At 67.3% G+C, this 21006-nt stretch carries 22 protein-coding genes; 11 read left to right on the top strand and 11 right to left on the bottom strand.

Going from position 1 to position 21006, the window contains the following annotated elements; all coding sequences use genetic code 11:
* Nucleotides 1-16: 16 nt before the first annotated feature.
* Nucleotides 17-1531: an APC family permease gene (locus IEW02_RS14565; protein WP_188545573.1), complete on the bottom strand. Its 1515-nt coding sequence runs from the start codon at nt 1529-1531 to the stop codon at nt 17-19.
* A gap of 187 nt (nt 1532-1718) precedes the next feature.
* On the opposite strand from IEW02_RS14565, the gene IEW02_RS14560 reads away from it, so the two are divergent.
* The gene (locus IEW02_RS14560; RefSeq protein ID WP_188545572.1) at nt 1719-2822 is read left to right on the top strand and encodes an adenosine deaminase; all 1104 of its coding nucleotides are present in this window, start codon (nt 1719-1721) and stop codon (nt 2820-2822) included.
* Here the strand turns inward: IEW02_RS14560 and IEW02_RS14555 are convergent.
* Genes IEW02_RS14555 through IEW02_RS14535 form a run of 5 tightly spaced genes read right to left on the bottom strand, consistent with a single transcriptional unit; the run spans nt 2819 to nt 6169 of the window.
* On the bottom strand, nt 2819-4093 hold the full coding sequence (locus IEW02_RS14555) for a SatS C-terminal domain-containing protein (RefSeq protein ID WP_188545571.1): 1275 nt from the start codon (nt 4091-4093) through the stop codon (nt 2819-2821). The two genes, IEW02_RS14560 and IEW02_RS14555, sit on opposite strands and share 4 nt — an antisense overlap.
* Before the next feature lie 15 nt (nt 4094-4108).
* The gene (locus IEW02_RS14550) at nt 4109-4381 is read right to left on the bottom strand and encodes a hypothetical protein (protein ID WP_188545570.1); all 273 of its coding nucleotides are present in this window, start codon (nt 4379-4381) and stop codon (nt 4109-4111) included.
* Nucleotides 4378-4662, bottom strand: a complete 285-nt coding sequence (locus tag IEW02_RS14545) for a hypothetical protein (RefSeq protein ID WP_188545569.1) — start codon at nt 4660-4662, stop codon at nt 4378-4380. Before IEW02_RS14545 ends, IEW02_RS14550 begins: the two co-directional genes overlap by 4 nt.
* Nucleotides 4659-5762, bottom strand: a complete 1104-nt coding sequence (locus IEW02_RS14540) for a C40 family peptidase (protein ID WP_188545568.1) — start codon at nt 5760-5762, stop codon at nt 4659-4661. The genes IEW02_RS14545 and IEW02_RS14540 overlap by 4 nt, the downstream gene beginning before the upstream one ends.
* Nucleotides 5759-6169 carry a type VII secretion target gene (locus tag IEW02_RS14535; RefSeq protein WP_188545567.1) on the bottom strand — a complete coding sequence of 137 codons (411 nt, stop codon included), beginning with the start codon at nt 6167-6169 and terminating at the stop codon, nt 5759-5761. Before IEW02_RS14535 ends, IEW02_RS14540 begins: the two co-directional genes overlap by 4 nt.
* Here IEW02_RS14535 and upp point away from each other — a divergent pair.
* From upp to IEW02_RS14520, 3 genes are all read left to right on the top strand, one after another.
* Nucleotides 6168-6791, top strand: a complete 624-nt coding sequence (gene upp, locus IEW02_RS14530; protein WP_188545566.1) for a uracil phosphoribosyltransferase — start codon at nt 6168-6170, stop codon at nt 6789-6791. The two genes, IEW02_RS14535 and upp, sit on opposite strands and share 2 nt — an antisense overlap.
* A 79-nt stretch (nt 6792-6870) precedes the next feature.
* Nucleotides 6871-7746: a universal stress protein gene (locus tag IEW02_RS14525; protein WP_188545565.1), complete on the top strand. Its 876-nt coding sequence runs from the start codon at nt 6871-6873 to the stop codon at nt 7744-7746.
* Nucleotides 7743-9251 (top strand): APC family permease, encoded by a 1509-nt coding sequence (locus tag IEW02_RS14520; protein ID WP_188545564.1) that lies wholly within the window; start codon nt 7743-7745, stop codon nt 9249-9251. The genes IEW02_RS14525 and IEW02_RS14520 overlap by 4 nt, the downstream gene beginning before the upstream one ends.
* On the opposite strand, the gene IEW02_RS14515 is transcribed toward IEW02_RS14520, so the two are convergent.
* Complete coding sequence (locus IEW02_RS14515) at nt 9235-9837, bottom strand: TetR/AcrR family transcriptional regulator C-terminal domain-containing protein (RefSeq protein ID WP_188545563.1); 603 nt, start codon at nt 9835-9837, stop codon at nt 9235-9237. The genes IEW02_RS14520 and IEW02_RS14515 overlap by 17 nt on opposite strands.
* An 84-nt stretch (nt 9838-9921) precedes the next feature.
* Here IEW02_RS14515 and IEW02_RS14510 point away from each other — a divergent pair, with 84 nt between their 5' ends.
* Together IEW02_RS14510 and IEW02_RS14505 are read left to right on the top strand one after the other, a co-directional pair.
* Complete coding sequence (locus IEW02_RS14510; RefSeq protein WP_188545562.1) at nt 9922-10905, top strand: nitrilase-related carbon-nitrogen hydrolase; 984 nt, start codon at nt 9922-9924, stop codon at nt 10903-10905.
* Between the two features lie 11 nt (nt 10906-10916).
* The gene (locus IEW02_RS14505; RefSeq protein WP_229746117.1) at nt 10917-11930 is read left to right on the top strand and encodes an agmatine deiminase family protein; all 1014 of its coding nucleotides are present in this window, start codon (nt 10917-10919) and stop codon (nt 11928-11930) included.
* Nucleotides 11931-11933: 3 nt separating this feature from the next.
* Here the strand turns inward: IEW02_RS14505 and IEW02_RS14500 are convergent, their stop codons facing one another.
* Entirely contained in the window at nt 11934-13526 is a 1593-nt protein-coding gene (locus IEW02_RS14500; protein WP_188545561.1) for a phospho-sugar mutase, read from the bottom strand.
* On the bottom strand, nt 13523-14323 hold the full coding sequence (locus IEW02_RS14495; protein WP_188545560.1) for a purine-nucleoside phosphorylase: 801 nt from the start codon (nt 14321-14323) through the stop codon (nt 13523-13525). The genes IEW02_RS14500 and IEW02_RS14495 overlap by 4 nt, the downstream gene beginning before the upstream one ends.
* Nucleotides 14324-14408: 85 nt before the next feature.
* Between IEW02_RS14495 and IEW02_RS14490 the strand changes: the two genes are divergently transcribed.
* Genes IEW02_RS14490 through IEW02_RS14480 form a run of 3 tightly spaced genes read left to right on the top strand, consistent with a single transcriptional unit; the run spans nt 14409 to nt 17508 of the window.
* Entirely contained in the window at nt 14409-15110 is a 702-nt protein-coding gene (locus IEW02_RS14490) for an enoyl-CoA hydratase/isomerase family protein (protein ID WP_188545559.1), read from the top strand.
* A gap of 38 nt (nt 15111-15148) precedes the next feature.
* Entirely contained in the window at nt 15149-16336 is a 1188-nt protein-coding gene (locus IEW02_RS14485; RefSeq protein ID WP_188545558.1) for a M20 family metallopeptidase, read from the top strand.
* Nucleotides 16333-17508: a M20 family metallopeptidase gene (locus tag IEW02_RS14480; RefSeq protein WP_188545557.1), complete on the top strand. Its 1176-nt coding sequence runs from the start codon at nt 16333-16335 to the stop codon at nt 17506-17508. Before IEW02_RS14485 ends, IEW02_RS14480 begins: the two co-directional genes overlap by 4 nt.
* 27 nt (nt 17509-17535) lie before the next feature.
* Here IEW02_RS14480 and IEW02_RS14475 read toward each other — a convergent pair whose 3' ends face one another.
* Nucleotides 17536-17997, bottom strand: a complete 462-nt coding sequence (locus IEW02_RS14475) for a gamma-glutamylcyclotransferase family protein (protein ID WP_188545556.1) — start codon at nt 17995-17997, stop codon at nt 17536-17538.
* 145 nt (nt 17998-18142) lie between these two features.
* Between IEW02_RS14475 and IEW02_RS14470 the strand changes: the two genes are divergently transcribed.
* Both IEW02_RS14470 and IEW02_RS14465 read left to right on the top strand, forming a co-directional pair.
* Nucleotides 18143-19546, top strand: a complete 1404-nt coding sequence (locus IEW02_RS14470) for an NAD(P)H-quinone dehydrogenase (protein ID WP_188545555.1) — start codon at nt 18143-18145, stop codon at nt 19544-19546.
* Nucleotides 19547-19698: 152 nt separating this feature from the next.
* Nucleotides 19699-20880 carry an aminotransferase-like domain-containing protein gene (locus tag IEW02_RS14465; protein WP_188545554.1) on the top strand — a complete coding sequence of 394 codons (1182 nt, stop codon included), beginning with the start codon at nt 19699-19701 and terminating at the stop codon, nt 20878-20880.
* Here the strand turns inward: IEW02_RS14465 and IEW02_RS14460 are convergent.
* The gene (locus IEW02_RS14460; RefSeq protein WP_188545553.1) at nt 20864-21001 is read right to left on the bottom strand and encodes a hypothetical protein; all 138 of its coding nucleotides are present in this window, start codon (nt 20999-21001) and stop codon (nt 20864-20866) included. The genes IEW02_RS14465 and IEW02_RS14460 overlap by 17 nt on opposite strands.
* Nucleotides 21002-21006: the final 5 nt, after the last annotated feature.

Here is a 21006-nt window from a genome sequence, read left to right as displayed (position 1 = left end):
GTCCTTCGCTGAGATGTCAGTACGTGTCGGGGACTTTGACTTCGGTGTTCGCGTCGAGGGTCTTGCCCTGGAAGAAGTCCCTGTTGCCCACGAAGCAGAGCAGCATCAGTGGAATGCCCAGCACCAACATTCCGACGCCGAGGACGAAGACTCCGCCGACAGGCCCGTAGGCGGTCAACCCGTAGTCCGGCTTGATCATGTCGACTGCGCTCTGCACAAAGGCCCACGTCATCGACAGGCCGCCGAGAAGCGGAAAGATGCCGCGCATGAACAGGTTTCGTACCGAAGACGTCAGCGTGCGGCGGAAGTACCACACGCAGGCGTAGGCCGTGATCCCGTAGTAGAACGCGACGGCCAGTCCCAGCGAGGCCACCGAATCCTGCAGCGCACTCGAGCTGACGAAGGTCAGCACGAGATAGAACAGCAGCGCCGCTGCGCCCATCACGAGGGTTCCGAAACCGGGGGTCATGTACTTCGGGTGGACGCTGGCGAACCGCTTGGGGATGGCCTCGTACACCGCCATCGAGAGCGTGCCGCGCGCGGTCGGAAGGATGGTCGTCTGGGTCGAGGAGAGAGCCGAGATCGACACGGTGAGCAGCAGCAGCGACGCCGCGATCGAACCGGCGACGGGATCGCCGAGGATCGTCAGGACGTCGTCGACGTTGTCGGGGTTGTTGAGCCCGATGCCCGTGTCACCGAAGCCGGCGAAGGACTGCACGGCGTAGCCCACGAGAACGTAGGTGAGCACCAAGATCAGTGTGGTGATGACAGCGGCGCGCCCCGGTGTCTTCTCCGAGTCCTTCGTTTCTTCGCCTACGGCAAGGCACGCGTCCCAACCCCAGTAGATGAAGATGCACAGGATGATCGCCTGCGCCGCATCGGACATCGTCAGGCCGGTCGGGACGATCCAACTCAACTGCGGGGTGATCGCCTGCGGCCCGGCGCTGCCGGAGTACACCTTGTACAGAGCGATGACCGAGACGCCGACGAGAACTCCGAACTGCACCACGATCAGCACGTTCTGCATACGCTCGCTGATCAGGATGCCGCGGAAACTGACGTACGTCATCGACACGATGAAGAAGCAGCCCAGTGCGACCTTCGCGAAGGTCGAATCGGCGGCGCCGTCGAAGCCGAGAAACTCGAACAGATAGATGGCTGCGATCTCGGCCACGTTGGCCAGCACGATGATGGCGGACACGGCGAGACCCCAGCCGGCCATCCAGCCGACCCACGGCCCGAATGCCTTGGTACCCCACGTGAACGAGGTGCCGCAGTCCGGTGTGTCTCGACCCAGTTCGCGATATGCGAAGGCGGTCAACAACATCGGAACGAACGCGACGAGAAACATCGACGGTGCCTTGTCGCCGACCGCGAGCACGACGTAGCCGAGCGTCGCGGCCAGGCTGTACGCCGGCGCGACCGCGGAGAGTCCGATGACGACGTTGCCCACGAGCCCGAGCGCGCCCGCGTTCAGGCCCTTGCTGGTGGTACCCGGTGCGTGGGACGCCGGCGGTACGGCACTGCTCATGTTCACTCCGAGGATCGATCCGGTGAATGCAGAGAATAGTACGATTTCCGTCGTCTTCAGGGGCGGATGCGACGGAATTGTTTTCATGCGAGTAACAAGTCGACTGTTTTGGTCGCGCACGGGCGACGACGGTGGCTGGCAGGAGTGGAGCCTGCGGAACGACCCGACTGACAGCTAGGGTCGGAGGATGGAAGCGACAACGGGACCCGCACCCCTCGATCTGACGTCCATTGCCCGAGCGCCCAAGGCGCTCCTCCACGACCACCTCGACGGTGGCCTGCGGCCGGCCACCGTGGTGGATCTTGCGGCGCAGTGCGGGTACGACGGTCTGCCGGAAACCGACGCGGACGCGCTCGGTCGCTGGTTTCGCGACGCGGCCGACAGCGGCTCGCTCGTGCGCTACCTCGAGACGTTCGCGCACACCGTCGCCGTGATGCAGGACGAGAACGGGCTCCATCGGGTTGCGCAGGAGTGCGCGGAAGACCTCGCGGACGACGGTGTGGTCTACGCCGAGGTGCGATTCGCGCCCGAGCAACATCTGGAGCGGGGACTGAGCCTGGACGAGGTCGTGGAACACACGATCGAAGGGTTCCGCGCGGGGGAGTCCGCCGCACGAGTGCGCGGAAAGAACATTCGCATCGGGTGTCTGCTCACCGCCATGCGGCACGCAGCCCGCTCGCGCGAGATCGCCGAGCTGGCCGTCCGGTTCCGCGATCGCGGCGTGGTGGGCTTCGACATCGCCGGGGCCGAGGCAGGGTTCCCGCCCAGCCGACACCTCGATGCCTTCGAGTACATGCGAGCGAACAACGCGCACTTCACCATCCACGCAGGGGAGGCCTTCGGGCTACCGTCCATCCAGGAGGCAGTCGCGTTCTGCGGCACGGATCGTCTCGGCCACGGCGTGCGGATCATCGACGACATCGACGTCGACGCCGAGGGACATCCGACGCTGGGGTTGCTGGCCGCATACGTCCGTGACAAGCGCATTCCGCTGGAACTGTGCCCGAGTTCGAACGTGCAGACCGGCGCCGTGGCCTCCATCGCGGAGCACCCGTTCGACCTGTTGGCGCGGCTTCGATTCCGCGTCACCGTCAACACCGACAACCGGCTGATGAGCGACACGTCGATGACTCGCGAGATGCATGCCCTGTCACAGGCATTCGGCTACGGGTGGTCCGACCTGCAACGCTTCACGATCAACGCGCTGAAGTCGTCCTTCCTCCCGTTCGACGAACGTCTCGAGATGATCGATCACGTGGTCAAACCGGGGTACGCCGTCCTGGTGGGTTAATTCTTGCGGAGGCGGGTCTCGAACTCCTGCTCGAGCGCCCGCCACGCCACCGCTTCGGCGTCGAACGGCGCGCTGGGAGCCATCCGCCCGGCGGTCGGATCGGTCACGTAGGACACGTACCACCCCAGCGGTGTCGACGGCGCCAACGCGTCGTCCACGGAGGTGTCTCCGGCGTATTCGGCGGCGTCCGTGAACAATTCGACGGCGAGGTCGAGTTGTTCCGCGTCGACCGATTCGGGTCCCTTCGCCAGGTCGTCTGCGAGACCGGGAAGAACGTAGACGTTCTCGTCGGTCACCTCGACTTCGAGGGAGCCGTCGACGGCGGCCGTTCGGATGTCCTCGTACGTACTGACTGCAGCAAGGTCGTGGTCGTGGTCGTCGGCCAGGTAGCGTGCCAGCGCCCGCTCGGAGGTGAAGACGGTGATGGCGCCGTTGCGGCCGAGAAACACGGGGTCGTCGCCGAGGTAGCACCGCAGCGTGTAGAAGGTGTTGTCCGAGGTGATGATTCGAACGGGGTCGACGCCGACCGACACCCAGAACGACTCGACGTCGTCCTCGGCGTCCTCGTCGCTCTCGTCCTCCTCCTCGTCTTCCGATACCGGCGCAGCGTCCTCGTCCTCGTCGGTCTCGATGTCCTCGTCGACCAACTCGTCGACGCCGAGGTCGCTCTCGGCAGCAGCCACGATCTCGGCTTCGGCCAGCGCGACGGCCTCCTCGTCGACGGTCGGGGAGGTGATCACGGTGTCGATCGCATCGAGTACCGCGTCCCAGCCCTTGGCCACGACAGCGCCGACGCGGTCCCAGAGCTGTTTCCCGTCGCGCCCGGTGAAGGTGTCGGCCCCACGGCCGAGAACCCCGAGTACCGGGTTGGAATTGAAGAAGCGGGTGACGGCGTCGAGCTCGCACACCTCACCGATGGTGCGCGCCATCTCGAGGGTCTCGCCGAGCTCGGAGACCGTCTCGTAGGTGGGGCTGCCCGCAGCGAGTTCGGGCACACCGACGAAGTCGTAACGATGATCGTCGTCCGGCTCGAGCTGCGCAGCGGACAGAGCGACGAGCACACGCCAACTCGGGTGATCGACGAGGTCGTTCTCGGTGTCCGTGCGCACGAAGCCGGCCAACTCGGCGACCGTCGGGAATGCGTGAAACTCCTCGTCGTGGCCGAGGAATGCTTCCCACTCCTCGTCACCTTCGCGCCATTCCGGCGCCCAGAGGGTGACCAGGTCGCCGGCGGTCACACCGAGCTCGATCGGGACGATGTCTCCAGCCATGCCCGAGAGACTATCTCAGGGCGCTGAGAGCGAACTGTGCAGCAACGCGACGAGTTCCGCACGCTGCGCGGCGGCTCGGTCGGCGGCGCGACCTGCGGCGACTTCGATCTCGCCGGCCAACCGATCGGCGCGTACGCCTCGCAGTGAGTTCGCCATGGACAGATCGACCAGCCTGCCGCTCCCGTCGACCACCGCACGCACACCGAAGTCCGCTTCACCGACCGCGCGGATTGCGGCGGTGCGTTCGAGGAAGTCGTGCATGGCGTCGAGCTTCGAGGCCGCGGTCACGGCCGGAGCGTCCACCGGCCGGGTGGCGACGTCGGTGCGGTGCCCGCCGGGGCGACGCGATCCACGACCTCGGGCGCCAGGCCGTCGCGTAGCAGAGCTGCTCGGTGTCGCTGGGCGGCTGCGTGGGCCGCGGCGGAGCAGACCGACAGGATGGTCGCGGCGAGCGCGTCACCGCCGAAGCGCAACTCGCTTCGTTCGATGTGCAGACCGACCAGCACGCCGGTCTCGGTGGCGCGGACACGCACCGTACCGCCTGCGTTGGATGCGCGTGCCTCGGTCATTCGGTCGGCCTATAGAAGCCGTGGAACGCCATGCCGCTGTTCGACGTTCGGATCGGATTCACCTGGACCGGATCGCCGGCTTCCACGAGCTGACCGTTACCCACCACCATTGCGACGTGACCGTCCCAGACGGCGAGGTCCCCTGGCAGAAGATTCTCCGCGCCGACGGGTGTGCCGATGTCCTGATCCGCAGCCAGTCTCGGAATGTCCAGTCCTGCTTGCCCGTACGCACTCTGAGTGAGCCCGCTGCAATCGAGACCCTGTCCCGGTGTGGTGCCGCCCCACACGTACGGCGTTCCTTGCTGGGCCAGCGCGAACCTGACTGCGCTGGCAGCTTTTTCGTTGGGCGCAATTGCCGTGCTGCCGTCCGGCAGCGCCACCTCGACACCTTTGCCGCCGGTGCGGGGATCGTACGCCCGATGGCCCTCGGCCTGTCCGGACCTGCTGTCCGGCGCGGAGTCGGAGAAACCCGCGAAGGACGTCGGAGTGGTGGAGGTGGCGGACGTGAACGCCTGGCCGACGCTCTGCAGTGCTTGAACGGGACTCGACACGGCCGCGGCGGGCGCGGTGGCTGCCGGGCTGGTTCCGGCTCGATCGGGAACGGCGGGAGGCTGCACGAGTGCCGTCGCCTCGGCGGTGTGCTGTGCCAACTCCGCCTTCACTCGGGCGACGACCGCCGTAGCGCGGGTGAGATGTTCGGCAGCGACGGCAACGAGCGCCGTCTGGCCCGCGGGTGTCCACAGCGTCGGTGCCGCGGCGGCCGCATAGGCGAGAAACGATCCGAGAACCGCCGCGAGCTCGACGGTCCCCGCGTGCACGGTCGCCGTTGCGCGTGCCAACACGGCGTTCAGCTCGTCTCCGTGAGCCTGCAGTGCCGCTGCGACTCTCGACGCCTCGGCGATCGACTGCTCGGCGGCCACTGCCGCCCCTCCGGACCACACGGGCCCTATCGCGCCCGCCGCGGTGGTGGCAAGATGCGACGCCGTCCTCAGTGCGGTCGAGGCATCACGGAGTGCGTCCGGGGAGCCGCCGGGCGGGCAGGTTCCGGTACCGAGGGATGCGGCCAGTTCCCGGATGGGTGCGCTCAGCAGGTCGATCACGCGAGTCCGTTCGCCAAGGAGCGGGCCGCGGCCTCGTCGCCGGCCGAATAGGATGCGGCAGCAGCGGCGATCGACGCGGCGATGCTCTCGAACACGCCGCCGAGTTCGGCGGCCGCGGCAGCGTGACGCCCCTGGGCGGCGGCGAACACGGTCGCGAACTCGGCTCCCAGGACACCGAACGTCGCCGTCAACGCCGCCGTACCCGCCGCGGCTGCGACCGACGCCCCCGCGACCACGCCTCCCGTTCGAGCGGTCGAGTCGGCAATGGCTGCCATTCCGTCCGACACCGCAACTTCGTTCATCGTTTGTCGAGCCCTCCCCGCGCGCACCAATTCCCTCGTCATCGTCTTGGACGGCCCGCAGACGCCCGCGGTTCCACCCCGGAAGCAATTAGTGTTCTCGTTCATGGACACGCACGTCATCGACCACCCGCTCGCCGCAGCACTCCTGACCACAATGCGCGACGAACGAACGGACAATCCGTCGTTTCGGTCGGCACTGCGCCAGCTGACGCAAATGCTTGTCTACGAGGCGATCCGCGATGCTCCGGTCGAGGAGTTCGACGTGCGGACGCCGGTCGACACCGCCCGCGGGGTGCGCATCGCGCATCCACCGCTGCTCGTGCCGGTTCTGCGCGCCGGCCTGGGAATGGTGGAGAAGGCGAGTTCGATGATCCCGCAGTCACGCGTCGGGTTCGTCGGCATGGCGCGGGACGAGCAGACTCATCAGCCCGTGCCGTACATGGAATCCCTCCCGGACGACTTGGCCGGATACCCGGTGTACGTACTCGACCCGATGCTGGCCACCGGAGGCTCCATGGTGCACACGATCGAGCTGCTGGTGCAGCGCGGAGCCGACGACGTGACGGCCATCTGCGTGGTCGCTGCGCCGGAAGGAGTTGCGGCACTGTCGGAGTCCGGATTTCCCGTTCGACTCGTGACGGCGAGCATCGATCAGGGTCTGAACGAGAACGCGTACATCGTGCCCGGTCTCGGCGACGCGGGCGATCGTCAGTTCGGCCCTCGCTAGACAGCTTGTCCCGTCGTCGTGTCTGTGATGGACATCATGTCGGGTAGCGCGAAGAGTCCCGTGGTCGCACGCTCTTCCCATGCGATTGACCGTGGGATACCTGGCCACACCGAGTGGTGACGACGGCATTGCGCTGGCCGTCGCCATGGCGCGAACGTTCGGGGCGAGCGTCGACATCTGTCTCGTGCTGGAGGACGAACGCCGCGTACCGGCGAAGGGCGGCGTCGAGAGCGCGTGGGAGGACATCGTCGTCGATCGCGCGAGGAAATGGGTGGCCGACGCGGCCGCGCTGTTCCCGCCCGACACGGAGGTCACCACCCGCGTTCTGATCGACGACTCGTTCAGCGGTGGCCTGCTGTCCGCCGCCGGCGATACGGGGGCCGACATGATCGTGGTGGGGGCGGCCGGTGACGGTCTGCTCGGCCGACATTCGATCGGCACCGTGACCAACGCGTTGCTGCACAGTTCCTCGCTCCCGGTGGCGATGGCGCCCCGCGGATTCCGACACACCACCTGTACCGGCGTGCGGTCGGTGACGTTCGCGGTGGGGAACCGACCCGGCGGCGCCGACGTGGTGCGAACCGCGATCACGTTGGCGGAGGGTGCCGACCTACCGCTTCGCCTGTTGTCCCTCGTCGCACTCGACGGGTCCGAAGCCGGTGAGGACGCCCACGACCTGTCCGTCCGGCAGCGACACGTCGACGTACTCGACGAGACGACGGCAGCGATCCGCGCCGAGGTGGGCGACGTCGCTGTGGAGGCGGTGGTGGCCGACGGACCGTCCATCGAGGAAGCGTCACGCCGACTCGAATGGCACGACGGGGACGTCATGATCGTGGGGTCGTCTCGGCTCGCGCGGCCCCGCACCCTGTTCCTCGGTTCGACCGCTACGCGCATGTTGCGAGTCGTACCCGTTCCCGTGATCGTCGTTCCCGCGGACGGGGCGCTGTCGTGACCGACGTGAAGGTCGAATCCAAGGGCCTGTCCGCGGGATCGCTGGGGCTTGTCGGCAGTGTCGTGCTGGGCATCTCGACCATCGCCCCGGCCTATGCGCTGACCGCCTCGCTCGGCCCGACCGTGCAGGAGGTCGGCGAGCACCTCCCGGCCATCCTGATCGTCGGGTTCATCCCGATGTTGCTCGTGGCGCTCGGCTACCGCGAACTGAACAACGCAGAGCCCGACAGCGGTACCTCCTTCACCTGGGCGTCGAAGGCGTTCGGGCCCTACGTGGGTTGGATGGGAGGGTGGGGCCTGATCGCGTCGACGATCATCGTGTTGTCCAACCTGGCCGGGGTGGCGGTCGACTTCTTCTATCTGTTCCTGGCCCAGGTGACCGGCAACGACTCGCTGGCGGATCTGACGGCGAACAAGCCGGTGAACATCGCCACGTGCCTGGCGTTCATGGCTCTCGCATGCTGGTTGACCTACCGCGGCATGCAGGAGACCAAGAAGGTGCAGTACACCATGCTGGCGTTCCAGCTGGTCGTGCTTGCATGGTTCGTGATCGAGGCGTTCGCTCTGGTGGCCAAAGGCAGTGCTGCGGGCGGTATCTCGTTCAGCCTGAGCTGGTTCGATCCGTTCGGCATCGAGAGCTTCTCGGCGTTCACGGCAGGGCTGTCGCTGTCGATCTTCCTGTACTGGGGTTGGGACGTGTGCCTCACCGTGAACGAGGAGACATCGGGCAGCGCCAAGACCCCGGGCCGCGCGGCGATGATCACGGTCTTCGTCATCGTCACCCTCTACCTGTTCGTCGCCGTGGCGCTGCTGATGTTCGCCGGCACCGGGGACACCGGGAACGGACTGAAGAATCCCGACACCTCCGACAACGTGTTCGCGGCACTTGCGTCGCCGGTCATGGGTCCGTTCGCGATCCTGTTGTCGCTGGCGGTGCTGGGCAGTTCGGCCTCGTCGCTGCAGGCAACGTTCCTCTCCCCGGCTCGGACACTGCTGGCCATGGGCCATTACAAAGCCATTCCGGGCCGATTCGCCTCCATCACACCGCGTTTCAGTACGCCCGGATTCGCGACCGTCGTCGCGGCGGTGGTGTCGGCCGGCTTCTACGCGTTGATGCGGGTCATCAGCGACAACGTCCTGACCGACACCATCGCTGCACTCGGGTTGATGATCTGCTTCTACTACGGCATCACGGCGTTCGCGTGCGTCTGGTACTTCCGATCCGAGCTGTTCGCCGGCCCCCGAAACGTGTTCTTCAAGTTTCTGTTCCCGCTGCTCGGAGGAATCGGGATGGCCGTGGTGTTCGTTCAGACCTCGGTCGACGCGTGGGATCCCGATTTCGGCAGCGGGTCCTCGCTGTTCGGGATCGGCACGGTGTTTCTGATCGGGGTAGGCATCATCGTGCTCGGAGCCGTTCTGATGGTTGCGTTCTCGCTGAAGCACCCGGCCTTCTTCCGCGGTGAGGTGCTGACCAAGAGCACGCCGTCCCTCATCGTCGAGAATTGACCGCCGCATCGATTCCGGTGAGGAGTGCCGTCAGACCGAACTCGAAGGCGTCGCCCTTGTCGACGCCCGTCGACAGTGCTTCGGCCAGAGCGGGTTCGACGCGGTCCGAGTCTCGCCACGGCGCATCCGGAGCAGCCAGATCCAGCGCGGCACCGAGGACGAAACTGTCGAGGGCGGTGATGGTGCGCAGAGTGTCGCGCGGGGTGAAACGAGCGTTTTGCAGAATCGAGGCCAGCGTGTTGTACATCCGGAAGGCGTGATCACTGTTCACCGCGTGCGCGGTCAGCAACGGGATCAGACGCGGGTACCGGGCGTAGCTCGTGCGGTAGGCGCGGGCGATGTGAGCAACCGCCGTCTGCCAGTCCCCGTCGGTGTCGTCCGGGAGGTCGACTCCCGACATCGCTTGCGCGCGTAGCAGTTCGACGATCTGTTCCCGGCCGCTGACGTGGTTGTAGAGCGATGACGGGCTGACCTTCAGTTTCTTCGCCAGACCGGGAACGGTGAAGTCCCCGTGCTCGGCCACGAGCGCGAGCGCGGCCACCGCGATGCGGTCGGGCGAGAGCAGCGGCGACGACGGTCTACCCACGTGATTCCTCGCTCCTCTTGCGTCGATCGGACCAGTCCACCATACTTAACGAATAACATTCGTTTTAAACGAGGAGCAGGACACATGCGGACAGTCACCGCGTTCGGCGCAGCGCCGGCGCTCACCCGTACGACACCGGCCGACCGGCCGCTGCTACGCGTCGCGCTGGTCCAACACCGGTGGCGAGCGGACGCCGATGCACTGCTCGCCGAGCTGAACGAAGGCGTTGCCACCGCTGCCGCGCAGGGCGCCACGGCCGTGTTCCTTCCCGAGATCACGCTGCTTCGATACCCGGCCGACGTGCGCGCGGGGGCGAACCCGGGCGCCGCCGCGGAGGAGCTCGCAACTGGTCCCACCTTCGCGTTCGCGTCGTCCGCCGCACGTGAGCACGGAATGTTCGTGCACGCGTCGCTGTACGAGAAGGCCGAGGCAGCAGACGGTCTCGGATACAACACGTCGATCCTGGTGTCGCCGACCGGCCACCTCATCGCGAAGACCCGCAAACTTCACATTCCCATCTCGGCGGGGTACTACGAGGACACGTACTTTCGGCCGGGCGACGCCGCCGACCCTCACCCGGTGTACGACCCCGAGGGGCTCGGTGCCCGCATCGGACTCCCGACGTGCTGGGACGAATGGTTCCCCGAGCTGGCGCGCTCGTATGCGCTCGGCGGTGCCGAAATCCTGGTGTATCCGACTGCCATCGGGTCCGAACCGTCGTTCCCCGAGTTCGATTCGCAGCCGCTGTGGCAGCAGGTCATCGTGGCGAACGGCATCACCAACGGTCTATTCATGATCGTGCCCAACCGGTGGGGCGACGAAGGAGCCGTCACGTTCTACGGATCGTCGTTCATCTCGGATCCGTACGGCCGCATCCTGGTTCAGGCTCCGCGAGACGAATCGGCCGTCCTGATCGCCGATCTCGACCTGAGTCAGCGGCGGGACTGGCTCGAACTGTTCCCGTTCCTCGTCACTCGTCGGCCGGACACCTACGGAAGACTCACGGCGCCGGTGGATCACCAGCACCCGTACGGCGACGGACACGCGGCGACGGCGGTGGTGAAGTGACGAAAACGTTCATGATGCCGTCGGAAACCGCTGTGCAGGAACGGGTATGGATGGCATTCCCGCCCGAGGGGTATTCCTTGGGAGAGGGTGACGAGGCCAAGCACGAAGCCCGGTCCACCTGGGCGGCCGTGGCGCACGCATGTGCGCGCTTCGAACCCGTGACGGTCGTGGTGGACCCGGCGGAAGTGCACATAGCGCGGACCTACCTGTCCGATGAGATCACCATCGTCGAAGCACCGCTCGACGATGCGTGGATGCGCGACATCGGCCCTACTTTCGTGCACGCCGACGACGGCTCCGTCCGCGGTGTCGATTGGGTGTTCAACGGATGGGGTGCTCAGGACTGGGCTCGGTGGGAGAAGGACGCGAGGATCGGGTCGTTCGTCGCCGGTCTCGCGGACGTTCCCGTCGTGTCGTCGGCACTGGTCAACGAAGGTGGCGGAATTCAGGTCGACGGCCTCGGAACGGCGTTGGCAACGGAGACCGTGCAATTGGACTCGGGCCGTAACCCGGCCCTGACCAAGGACGATGTCGAACGGGAGTTCGCCCGCACCCTCGGCGCCACGCACGTGATCTGGCTACCGCGCGGCCTCACCCGCGACAACGAACGGTTCGGCACTCGCGGACACGTCGACATCGTGGCCGCCATTGCGGCGCCCGGCGTGGTGTTGGTCGACGATCAGCAGGACCCGGCGCACCCGGACTTCGAGATCAGCGCGGAGATTCGCGACGTGTTCTCGCGGTCGGTGGATGCGTTGGGCCGGCCCTGGCGGATCGTGAACGTTCCCGCGCCGACCGTCCTCGAGGACGACGAGGGCTTCGTCGACTACAGCTACATCAACCACCTCGTGGTGAACGGCGGTGTCGTCGCCTGCAGCTTCGACGATCCCAACGACGCTGTCGCGGTGAAGATCCTGTCGGAGGCCTACCCGGGGCGGGAGGTGGTGACCGTCGACGCACGCCCGTTGTTCGAGCGGGGCGGCGGAATCCACTGCATCACGCAGCAGCAGCCGTCGCCGCGGTAGCGTTCACAGCCCCTCGGCGAATTCCCGCAGCCGGTCCAACCGTGCCGACGCGGTCTCGCGTGCCGCACCGAGTGCGGGCCGATCCGTCACCGGCACCACCACCTCGAGGTACGCCTTGAGCTTGGGCTCGGTGCCGGACGGCCGCACGATCACCCGCACCCCGTCTCCTGTCAGTTCGACTGCGTCGGTGCGCATCTGCCCGCGCGCGAGTGAATGGTCGGTCACCGCGACGGCAATTCCGGCCACGTCGGCGGGCGGTGAACTGCGCAGGCGTTTCATCATGGCCGCGATCTCGGACAGGTCGGTCACCCGACGGGACACCTGCGAGCCCGCGTGCAGCCCGAACTCCACTGCGAGGTCGTCGAGAACGTCGAGAAACGTACGGCCCGATGCCTTCAGCGACGACGCGTACGACGCCAGCGCAACGGCTGCGGAGACGCCGTCCTTGTCCCGTACCGTCTTCGGGTCCACACAGTGACCGATGGCCTCCTCGTATGCGTACGCCAACCCGTCTCCCGCTCGAACCAGCCACTTGAAGCCGGTGAGGGTGCGGGCGTACCGGGCACCGCGCGCCGGGGCCAGCTTCGACATCAGGGTCGAGGACACGATCGTGTTGGCCACCAACGCGTCCGGTGCAGCCCGCGCGAGCGCCCACTCCGTCAGCAGAGATCCGGTCTCGTCGCCGGTCAGCATGCGCCACCCGTCCGGGGACGCAACGCCGACTGCGCAGCGATCGGCATCGGGGTCCAGCGCGATCGCGATGTCGGCGTCGGAACGTTCGGCCAACGCCAGCAGGAGATCCGCCGCGCCGGGCTCCTCGGGGTTCGGGAAGGTGACCGTCGGAAAGGCAGGGTCGGGTTCGAACTGTTCCTCGACCACGACGACGTCCGAGAAACCGGTGCGCGCGAGTGCGTCCAGAGCCACGGCGCCGCCGACTCCGTGGAGGGCGGTCAGAGCGATGCGTACCGGTTCCGAGGAGTGTGCAAGCAACGCAACACGATCCAGGTAGGCACCCACGATGTCGTCGGTGGTGGGCTCGACGACGGTGCGAGAAACAGCCGACGCGGGTCCGACTGCGCCGATGAGAGTTTCGATCTCACGGTCGGCCGGAGAGATCAGCTGAGCGCCGCCGTCGAGGTAGACCTTGTATCCGTTGTCTGCGGCCGGATTGTGTGATGCCGTGATCTGCACCCCGGCGGCCGCACCCCGCGAGCGAACGGCGAACGCCAGCACCGGCGTCGGAAGTGGGCGGGGGAGCAGGGTGACCCGAAAGCCCGCCGCAGCGAACACTTCAGCGGCGGCCGCGGCGAAGGCGTCGGATCCGGTTCGCGCATCGCGACCGACCACCACCTCCGAACCCCCGAGGCAGGCGTTCGACAGGTACGCGGCGAGCGCCGCCGTGGTGCGAGTGACGACGGCGACGTTCATCCCCGTCGGCCCGGCTTGGACGGGACCGCGCAGTCCCGCCGTACCGAAGGCGAGAGAACTCGAAAAACGCTGCGCCAGTTCGGTGTCCGACAGTCCAGCGAGTTCGTCGCGGGTCTTCGGGTCCGGATCACCGTCGATCCACGCTGCGACCTGACCGGCGAGAGTCACAGGTGCGGAACGAGGTCGCGCAGCAGCGTTCCCATCCGCACCGCGGAGGCGGCTCCCGCGGCGATCACCTCGTCGGCGTCGAGGTGCTCGCCGGTCATGCCGGCCGCGAGGTTGGTGACCAGCGAGATTCCGAGGACCCGGGCACCGGCGGCGCGGGCGGCGATGGTCTCGTGCACCGTCGACATGCCGACCAGATCTGCTCCCATGGTGCGCAGCATCCGTATCTCGGCCGGAGTTTCGTAGTGCGGGCCGGGCAGCCCTGCGTAGACACCGTCGGTGAGCGACGGATCGATCCCACGGGCCACCTCGCGTAGATCGGCCGAGTACGCGTCGACCAAGTCGACGAACTGGGCACCGACGAGAGGTGATCGTGCGGTCAGGTTGAGGTGGTCGCTGATCAGAACCGGATCGCCGACGCTCATGCCCTCGCGGATGCCGCCGGCGGCGTTCGTCAGTATCACCGTGCGAGCGCCCGCAGCGCACGCCGTACGTACGGGGTGCACGACACGTGAGAGGTCGTGGCCCTCGTACGCGTGGGTGCGTCCGAGCAGGATCAGGACCTTGGTGGAACCGACAGTCACCGACCACATCGCGTTGGAGTGTCCGAGGGCCGACGGCAGTGCAAAACCGGGGAGCGACGACATGGGCACCACGGTGTCCGGCTCGCCGAACTGTTCGGCAGCGGCCTGCCAGCCCGACCCGAGCACGACGGCAACGGAATGTTCGCTCACCCCCGTGGCGGAGGCGAGGGATGCTGCGGCGTCGGTGGCGGCAGAGGCCGGATCAGGAATGCTCACGACGACTCACAGTAGTGACAGTCGCCCGGCGGAGCATGCGGAGCGACACGAAGGCACTGTCGTGCCGCCGACTATCATCCCCAGAATGCCTTCACTCGAACGCGACGGTGACGTCTTCGTCCTCCTCCTCGGCAACGCCGACGGGTCCAATCCCGAGAATCGTTTCGGTCCGGTCTGGATCGACGAGATGCACGCCGTGCTCGACGAAGTCCTGGCGTCCGACGGCCCGGCTGCACTGGTCACGACAGCGAGCGGCAAGTTCTACACCAACGGTCTGGACACGGACCACGCGTTCTCCGACCTGGCCGCGCTACCCGCCTACCTCGACCGCGTGCACGAGATCTACACCCGCATCCTGGAGTTCCCGATGGCCACCGTGGCCGCGGTGCAGGGGCACGCCTTCGGGGCGGGCGCCATGCTCGCGTTGGCCCACGACTTCCACCTCATGCGAGCCGACCGCGGGTACTTCTGCCTGCCCGAGGTGTCACTCGGAATGCCGTTCACGCCGGGCATGACCTCACTGGTCACCTCTCGGCTGTCGCCGCAGACGGCGCTGGAGGCAATGACCACCGGACGCCGCTACGGCGGACCGGAGGCCGTCGAAGCGGGAATAGTCGAGTCCACCGCGACGGCGGAGGAAATTCGCGCCACCGCGGTCGCGATCGCGAACGCCCTGACGTCGAACCGTGGCCCCAACCTGACCGCGATCAAGAGGAGTGTGCACGGCCCGACGCTGGCTGCCCTCGCACAGAAGACGACGGAGAAGACATTCTCTTTCGGACAGTGACGCTGCCCGCGCCGGCGGCCGGTGACAGACTGACATCCGTGCAGAGAACAGACGACCGAGAGCGGGCGGGCGCGCGGTTGGACGCGGCAGCCACCGACATCGTTGCGCTGTCACACGCCATCCACGCACGCCCCGAGCTGGCGTTCGAGGAGGTTGCCAGTTCGGCCGCGACCGCAGACCTGTTGCGCCAGGCCGGATTCGACGTCGAGCCTGGCGTCGCCGGCTTACCCACCGCCTTCGATGCGCGTTTCGGCTCCGGCGATCTGGTCGTCGCTGTCTGCGCCGAGTACGACGCCCTCCCCGAAATCGGACATGCGTGCGGCCACAACATCATTGCCGCGTCCGCGGTGGGAACCGGGATCGCGCTCGCGTCCGTCGCCGATGCCCTCGGAATCACCGTCCGTGTGCTGGGTACGCCTGCCGAGGAATCCGGCGGCGGCAAGGTCGTCATGCTCGACCACGGAGTGTTCGACGGCGTCGCCTTGGCCCTGATGGTCCATCCCGGACCGTTCGACGTGGCGGGCGCGCGATCGCTTGCGTTGGCAGACATAGCCGTTCGCTACACAGGGCGCGAGGCACACGCCTCGGCCGCGCCCGAGTGGGGCATCAACGCGGCGGACGCCGCCACCGTCGCGCAGGTGGCCGTGGGACTCCTGCGTCAACACCTGCGGCCAGGCCAGCAGGTGCACGGAATCGTGAGCAACGGTGGAGCGGCCCCCAACATCGTCCCCGGACTCACCGAACTTCTGTACTACCTCCGCGCCGAGACGGCGGAATCGTTGGCCAACCTGACCGAGCGCGCCTCCGGATGCTTCGAAGCGGGAGCCGTCGCCACGGGATGCACGCACGAGGTCGTGACCGTCTCGCCCACCTACACCGAGCTGACGCCCGACCCCTGGCTGGTCGAGACGTACCGCGAGGCGGCTCGCGCGCTCGGGCGCACTCCGCTGACGCCGGAGGAGGAAGTCTTTCGACCTCTCGGAAGCACCGACATGGGCAACGTGTCGCGGGTGATTCCGTCGATCCATCCGGTGATCGGCCTCGATTCGCAGGGATCGGTCACCCATCAACCCGGATTCGCGGCCGCGTGCGTCACCGAGTCGGCGGACCTGGCCGTACTCGACGGCGCTCGCGCCCTGATCGACGTCGCGATCGCAGCGGCAACCGATCCCGTTCAACGGGACCGCCTGCTCGAAGGCGCGCAGACACGAAAGGCGGCGCAATGAACCAGCTGCACCGAAATCCCGCGGATCCCTGGATCGCCGCACACGGCGTAGACCTGGTGTCCTGGCGTCGGCGCATTCACGCACACCCCGAACTGGCCCGGCAGGAGTTCGCCACCACCGAGTTCGTGTTCGCCACGCTCACTGCGGCAGGTCTGTCCCCGCGACGACTTCCCGGCACGGGCTTGATCTGCGACATCGGACCGTCGGGCCCGCGCATCGGCCTGCGCGCCGACATGGACGCGCTACCGCTGGACGAGTTCACCGGCGCGGAATACGCGTCGACCGTGCCCGGGGTGTCCCACGCCTGCGGCCACGACGCCCACACCACCATTCTTCTCGCGACCGGCCTCGCCCTGGCCGACCTGCCCGAGCTCCCGATGGGGGTGCGGCTGCTGTTCCAACCGGCCGAAGAGGTGATGCCCGGAGGGGCGATCGACCTCGTCGCCGCGGGAGCTCTGGACGGCGTGTCGCAAATCTTCGCTCTGCACTGCGATCCGCGGCTGGAAGTCGGCAAGGTCGGCATTCGGGTCGGCGCCATCACGTCTGCAGCCGACACGGTCGAGCTCCGTCTCGATTCGGCGGGCGGGCACACATCGCGCCCCCACCTGACGTCGGACCTGGTGTACGCACTGGGAACCGTGATCACGGGCCTGCCCGGACTGCTCAGCCGTCGGGTGGACCCGCGGACCAGCACGGTGATGGTGTGGGGCGCGGTCGTGGCCGGCCAGGCGCCGAACGCGATCCCGCAGAAGGGGATGCTGACCGGCACCGTCCGCACCGGCGACCACGAGACCTGGGCGTTGCTCGAACCGCTGGTTCACGAGATCGTGGCGGGTGTGCTCGCTCCCACCGGCGTCAAGTTCGAAGTGAACTACCGCCGCGGTGTTCCGCCGGTCGTCAACGACGAGGCCGCGACGCGCCGGTTCGAGAATGCGATCCGTGCATCCGGCCCGGATGCGTTGGCGGACACGGCGCAGTCCGGCGGCGGTGAAGACTTCTCGTGGTACCTCGAACACGTTCCCGGCGCGATGGCACGGCTCGGGGTGTGGTCCGGGGTCGGACCGCAGCTCGACATCCATCAACCCACATTCGACCTCGACGAACGTGCGCTTGCGGTGGGCGTGCGGGTGATGACGAACCTGGCGCTGGGGATCTCGGACGAGCCCGCCTAGCTGTTGCCCGGGGAGGGCGGCCGGAGCTCAGATGGTTCCGGGTCCCACGTTCCGGCTGTTGCGGGTGCGGAGGTCTCGCACGTAGTCGGCCGGGGCGCCTGCGATCTCGGCTGCCTCGGCCATCACGCCCAGATAGCGCGCCGACGGCAGGCCACCCTCGTAGGCGTCGAGCACGTACATCCAGGCCAGCATCGGGCCGTCACCGGTGTCGATACGAAGCCTGATCTTGCGGTGGATCCCGAGCTCGGATCCCTCCCAGCGGTCCAGGCTCTCCTCGTCCTCGAGCGGGACGTCGTAGAGCACCACGAACACCTTCGATGCGGGGTCCTCCACGATGGTGGCGAGAGCGCCCTCCCAGCCGATGTCGCCGCCGCCGAACGTCAGCCGCCAGCCCGGCAGCCACCCCGTCCCCGCGACCGGAGAGTGCGGGCAGCGTTCGAGCATCTGCTCGGGATGCATGTTGGAACCGTAAGCGGCGTAGATCGGCACGGCGGTCAGCCTAAACGGTCTTGCCGCGTCGAGCGGTCTCGGACCGCGATCGGTCAGGGTGAGGTGCGCGACGAACGGGTCGTGCAATAGCGTTGCATCCCGACGAAACGTGCACATGGCGATCCCAGACGCAGGCGGAGGACGAATGACCCGAATCGTGATCATCGGTGGCGGACCAGCGGGCTACGAGGCCGCGTTGGTGGCCGCACAACACGGCGGGTCGGTCACATTGATCGATTCCGACGGCGTCGGAGGCGCATGCGTGCTCTGGGACTGCGTCCCGTCGAAGACGTTCATCGCGTCGACGGGTATTCGCACCGAGATGCGCCGCGCGACCGATCTGGGCATCAACCTGGAACCGTCACAGGCGGAGGTGTCGCTGCCGCAGATCCACGCGCGTGTGAAAGCACTGGCGCTGTCGCAGTCCGCGGACATTCGCACCAGGTTGCAGACCGTCGGGGTGACGGTGCTGGCGGGGCGGGCACGGCTGATCGACACGCAGACCGGCTTGGCGGCGCACAAGATCGAGGCTCAGCTGTCGACGGGTGAAGAGAAGATCTTCGACGCCGAGGTGGTACTGATCGCCACCGGCGCAAGCCCACGCGTGTTGCCCGGTGCGGAACCGGACGGCGAGCGGATCCTCAACTGGCGCCAGCTCTACGACCTGGAGGAGTTGCCGACGCATCTCGTGGTGGTCGGGTCCGGCGTCACCGGCGCCGAGTTCGTCTCCGCCTACACCGAGATGGGTGTCAAGGTCACGGTGGTGTCGAGCCGGGACCGCGTCCTGCCCGGTGAGGACGCCGACGCCGCCCTCGTGCTCGAGGATGCGTTCAACGAGCGCGGCGTCACGCTGATCAAGCATGCGCGCGCCGACGCCGTGGAGCGGACCGCCGTGGGCGTCATCGTCAAGATGTCCGACGGCCAGACGGTCGAGGGTTCGCACGCGCTGATGACTGTCGGTTCGGTCCCCAACACGAACGACCTCGGTCTGGATCGAGTCGGCATCGAGCTCGATCGTGGCGGATACCTGCGCGTGGATCGGGTGTCTCGGACCTCGGTCACCGGCGTCTACGCCGCCGGCGACTGCACCGGGCTGCTGCCGCTGGCGTCCGTTGCCGCCATGCAGGGTCGCATCGCGATGTACCACGCACTCGGCGAGGGTGTCAGCCCCATCAAGCTCAAGACGGTGGCGTCGGCCGTGTTCACGCGGCCCGAGATCGCCACCGTGGGTGTCAGCCAGTCCGCCATCGACAACGGTGAGGTGCCGGCGCGCACGGTGATGCTGCCGCTGAACACGAATCCGCGCGCCAAGATGTCGGGCCTGCGGCGCGGTTTCGTGAAGATCTTCTGCCGACCGGCCACCGGTGTGGTGATCGGCGGTGTGGTCGTGGCGCCGACGGCATCGGAGCTCATTCTGCCCATTGCTATTGCGGTACAGAACAATCTGTCGGTCAGTGATCTGGCACAGACGTTCTCGGTGTACCCGTCGCTGACCGGATCGATCACCGAGGCGGCTCGTCAGCTGATGCGTCACGACGATCTGGGATAGTCCCATCAGGTGAGACGCAGGTTTCACATTCTGGATTCGCTTTGTACAGTCGAGATGCGCCCCACCACAGGCGCGTCTCGACTGAAGTCCCGCTCCGTGAACCGACGAGCGAGCGATGTCGCTCCTCGTCCCGTCCACACTCAGGAGCCCGCATGCTTCCACCCCTCGCTCACCGCACTTCGCAGGTCCGCGGATCGGCGATTCGTGACCTGCTCACGCTGACCGCACGCGACGACGTCATCTCGCTCGCCGGCGGCCTGCCTGCACCGGAACTGATGCCACACAGGAGAATTCGCGACGCGGCGTCGCGCGCATTCGACGCCGCCGGCGTGCTGCAGTACTCGGAGACCTCCGGTGTGCGCCGACTGCGGGCCGTGATCGCGGAACGGGAGACACGGCGCACCGGGTCACCGGTCGACGTCGCCTCCGTCGTGGTCACCCACGGCTCCCAACAGGCCCTGAGTTTGCTCGGCACCGTGTTGATCGACCCGGGCGACGTGGTGATCGTCGACGCCCCGGCGTACACCGGAGCGCTCCAGGTGTTCGCCGCGGCGGGAGCCGAGATCCGGGCTGTCCCGGTCGACGCGAACGGCACCGACATCGATGCGCTCGAGGCGTTGCTCGGAACAGGTGTCAGACCACGAATCGTGCACACCGTCAGCAACTTTCACAATCCACGCGGTGTGACCCTGTCTGCCGGTCGGCGCCAGGGGCTGGCCGATCTCGCGGACAGGTACGGGTTCTGGATGATCGAGGACGACCCCTACGGCGAGATCTGGTTCGACGCTCCTCCGCCGGAACCGATCCACTCGGATCGGGTGGTCCGGTTGGGGTCCGCGTCGAAGATCCTGGCGCCGACTCTGCGAGTGGGCTGGATGACGGCGCCTTATCCGGTGGCCGCAGCGGTCGAGTTGTTCAAGCAGGGCGCCGATCTGTGCGGGTCGTCCTTGACGCAGACCGTCGCGGCCGACTTGCTCGACGACACGGAGTGGTTGGACGAGCACCTCGGCGGCCTCCGCCGCGCGTACCGATCACGGTGTCGGGCATTGACCGGCGCGTTGACGTCGGCGTTCGGGTCGTCGGTCGAGTTCGACGATCCCACGGGCGGCATGTTCGTCTGGGCGGCCTTCACCGACGGAACGGACACGTCGGCGATGCTGTCGACGGCGACCGACCACGGCGTCGCCTACGTGCCGGGTGCGGCCTTCGGATCCGAACCGGCCTTCGGTCACGCTGCTCGGCTCTGCTTCGCAACGGTGGACGAATCGGTCGCCGTGGAGGCGGTCGATCGGTTGTATCGGGCTCATCAGGCCGACGTCAGCGCCTCGAGGTGAATCGGTGGTCGCGGTGAGCTGCGTCCGTGGTCTGCACCAGGGTGCGCGGAGCCTGCGCAGCCACGTATCCCGACAGGGCCATCACGAGCAGAAGGCCGACGGCGAAGAATGCGGTTGCCATGAAAT

The organism is Rhodococcoides trifolii (assembly GCF_014635345.1).
GTDB classification, from domain to species: Bacteria; Actinomycetota; Actinomycetes; order Mycobacteriales; family Mycobacteriaceae; genus Rhodococcoides; species Rhodococcoides trifolii.
Note: the sequence above shows the minus strand (reverse complement) of the source record. Positions and strands in the feature narration are given on the sequence as shown.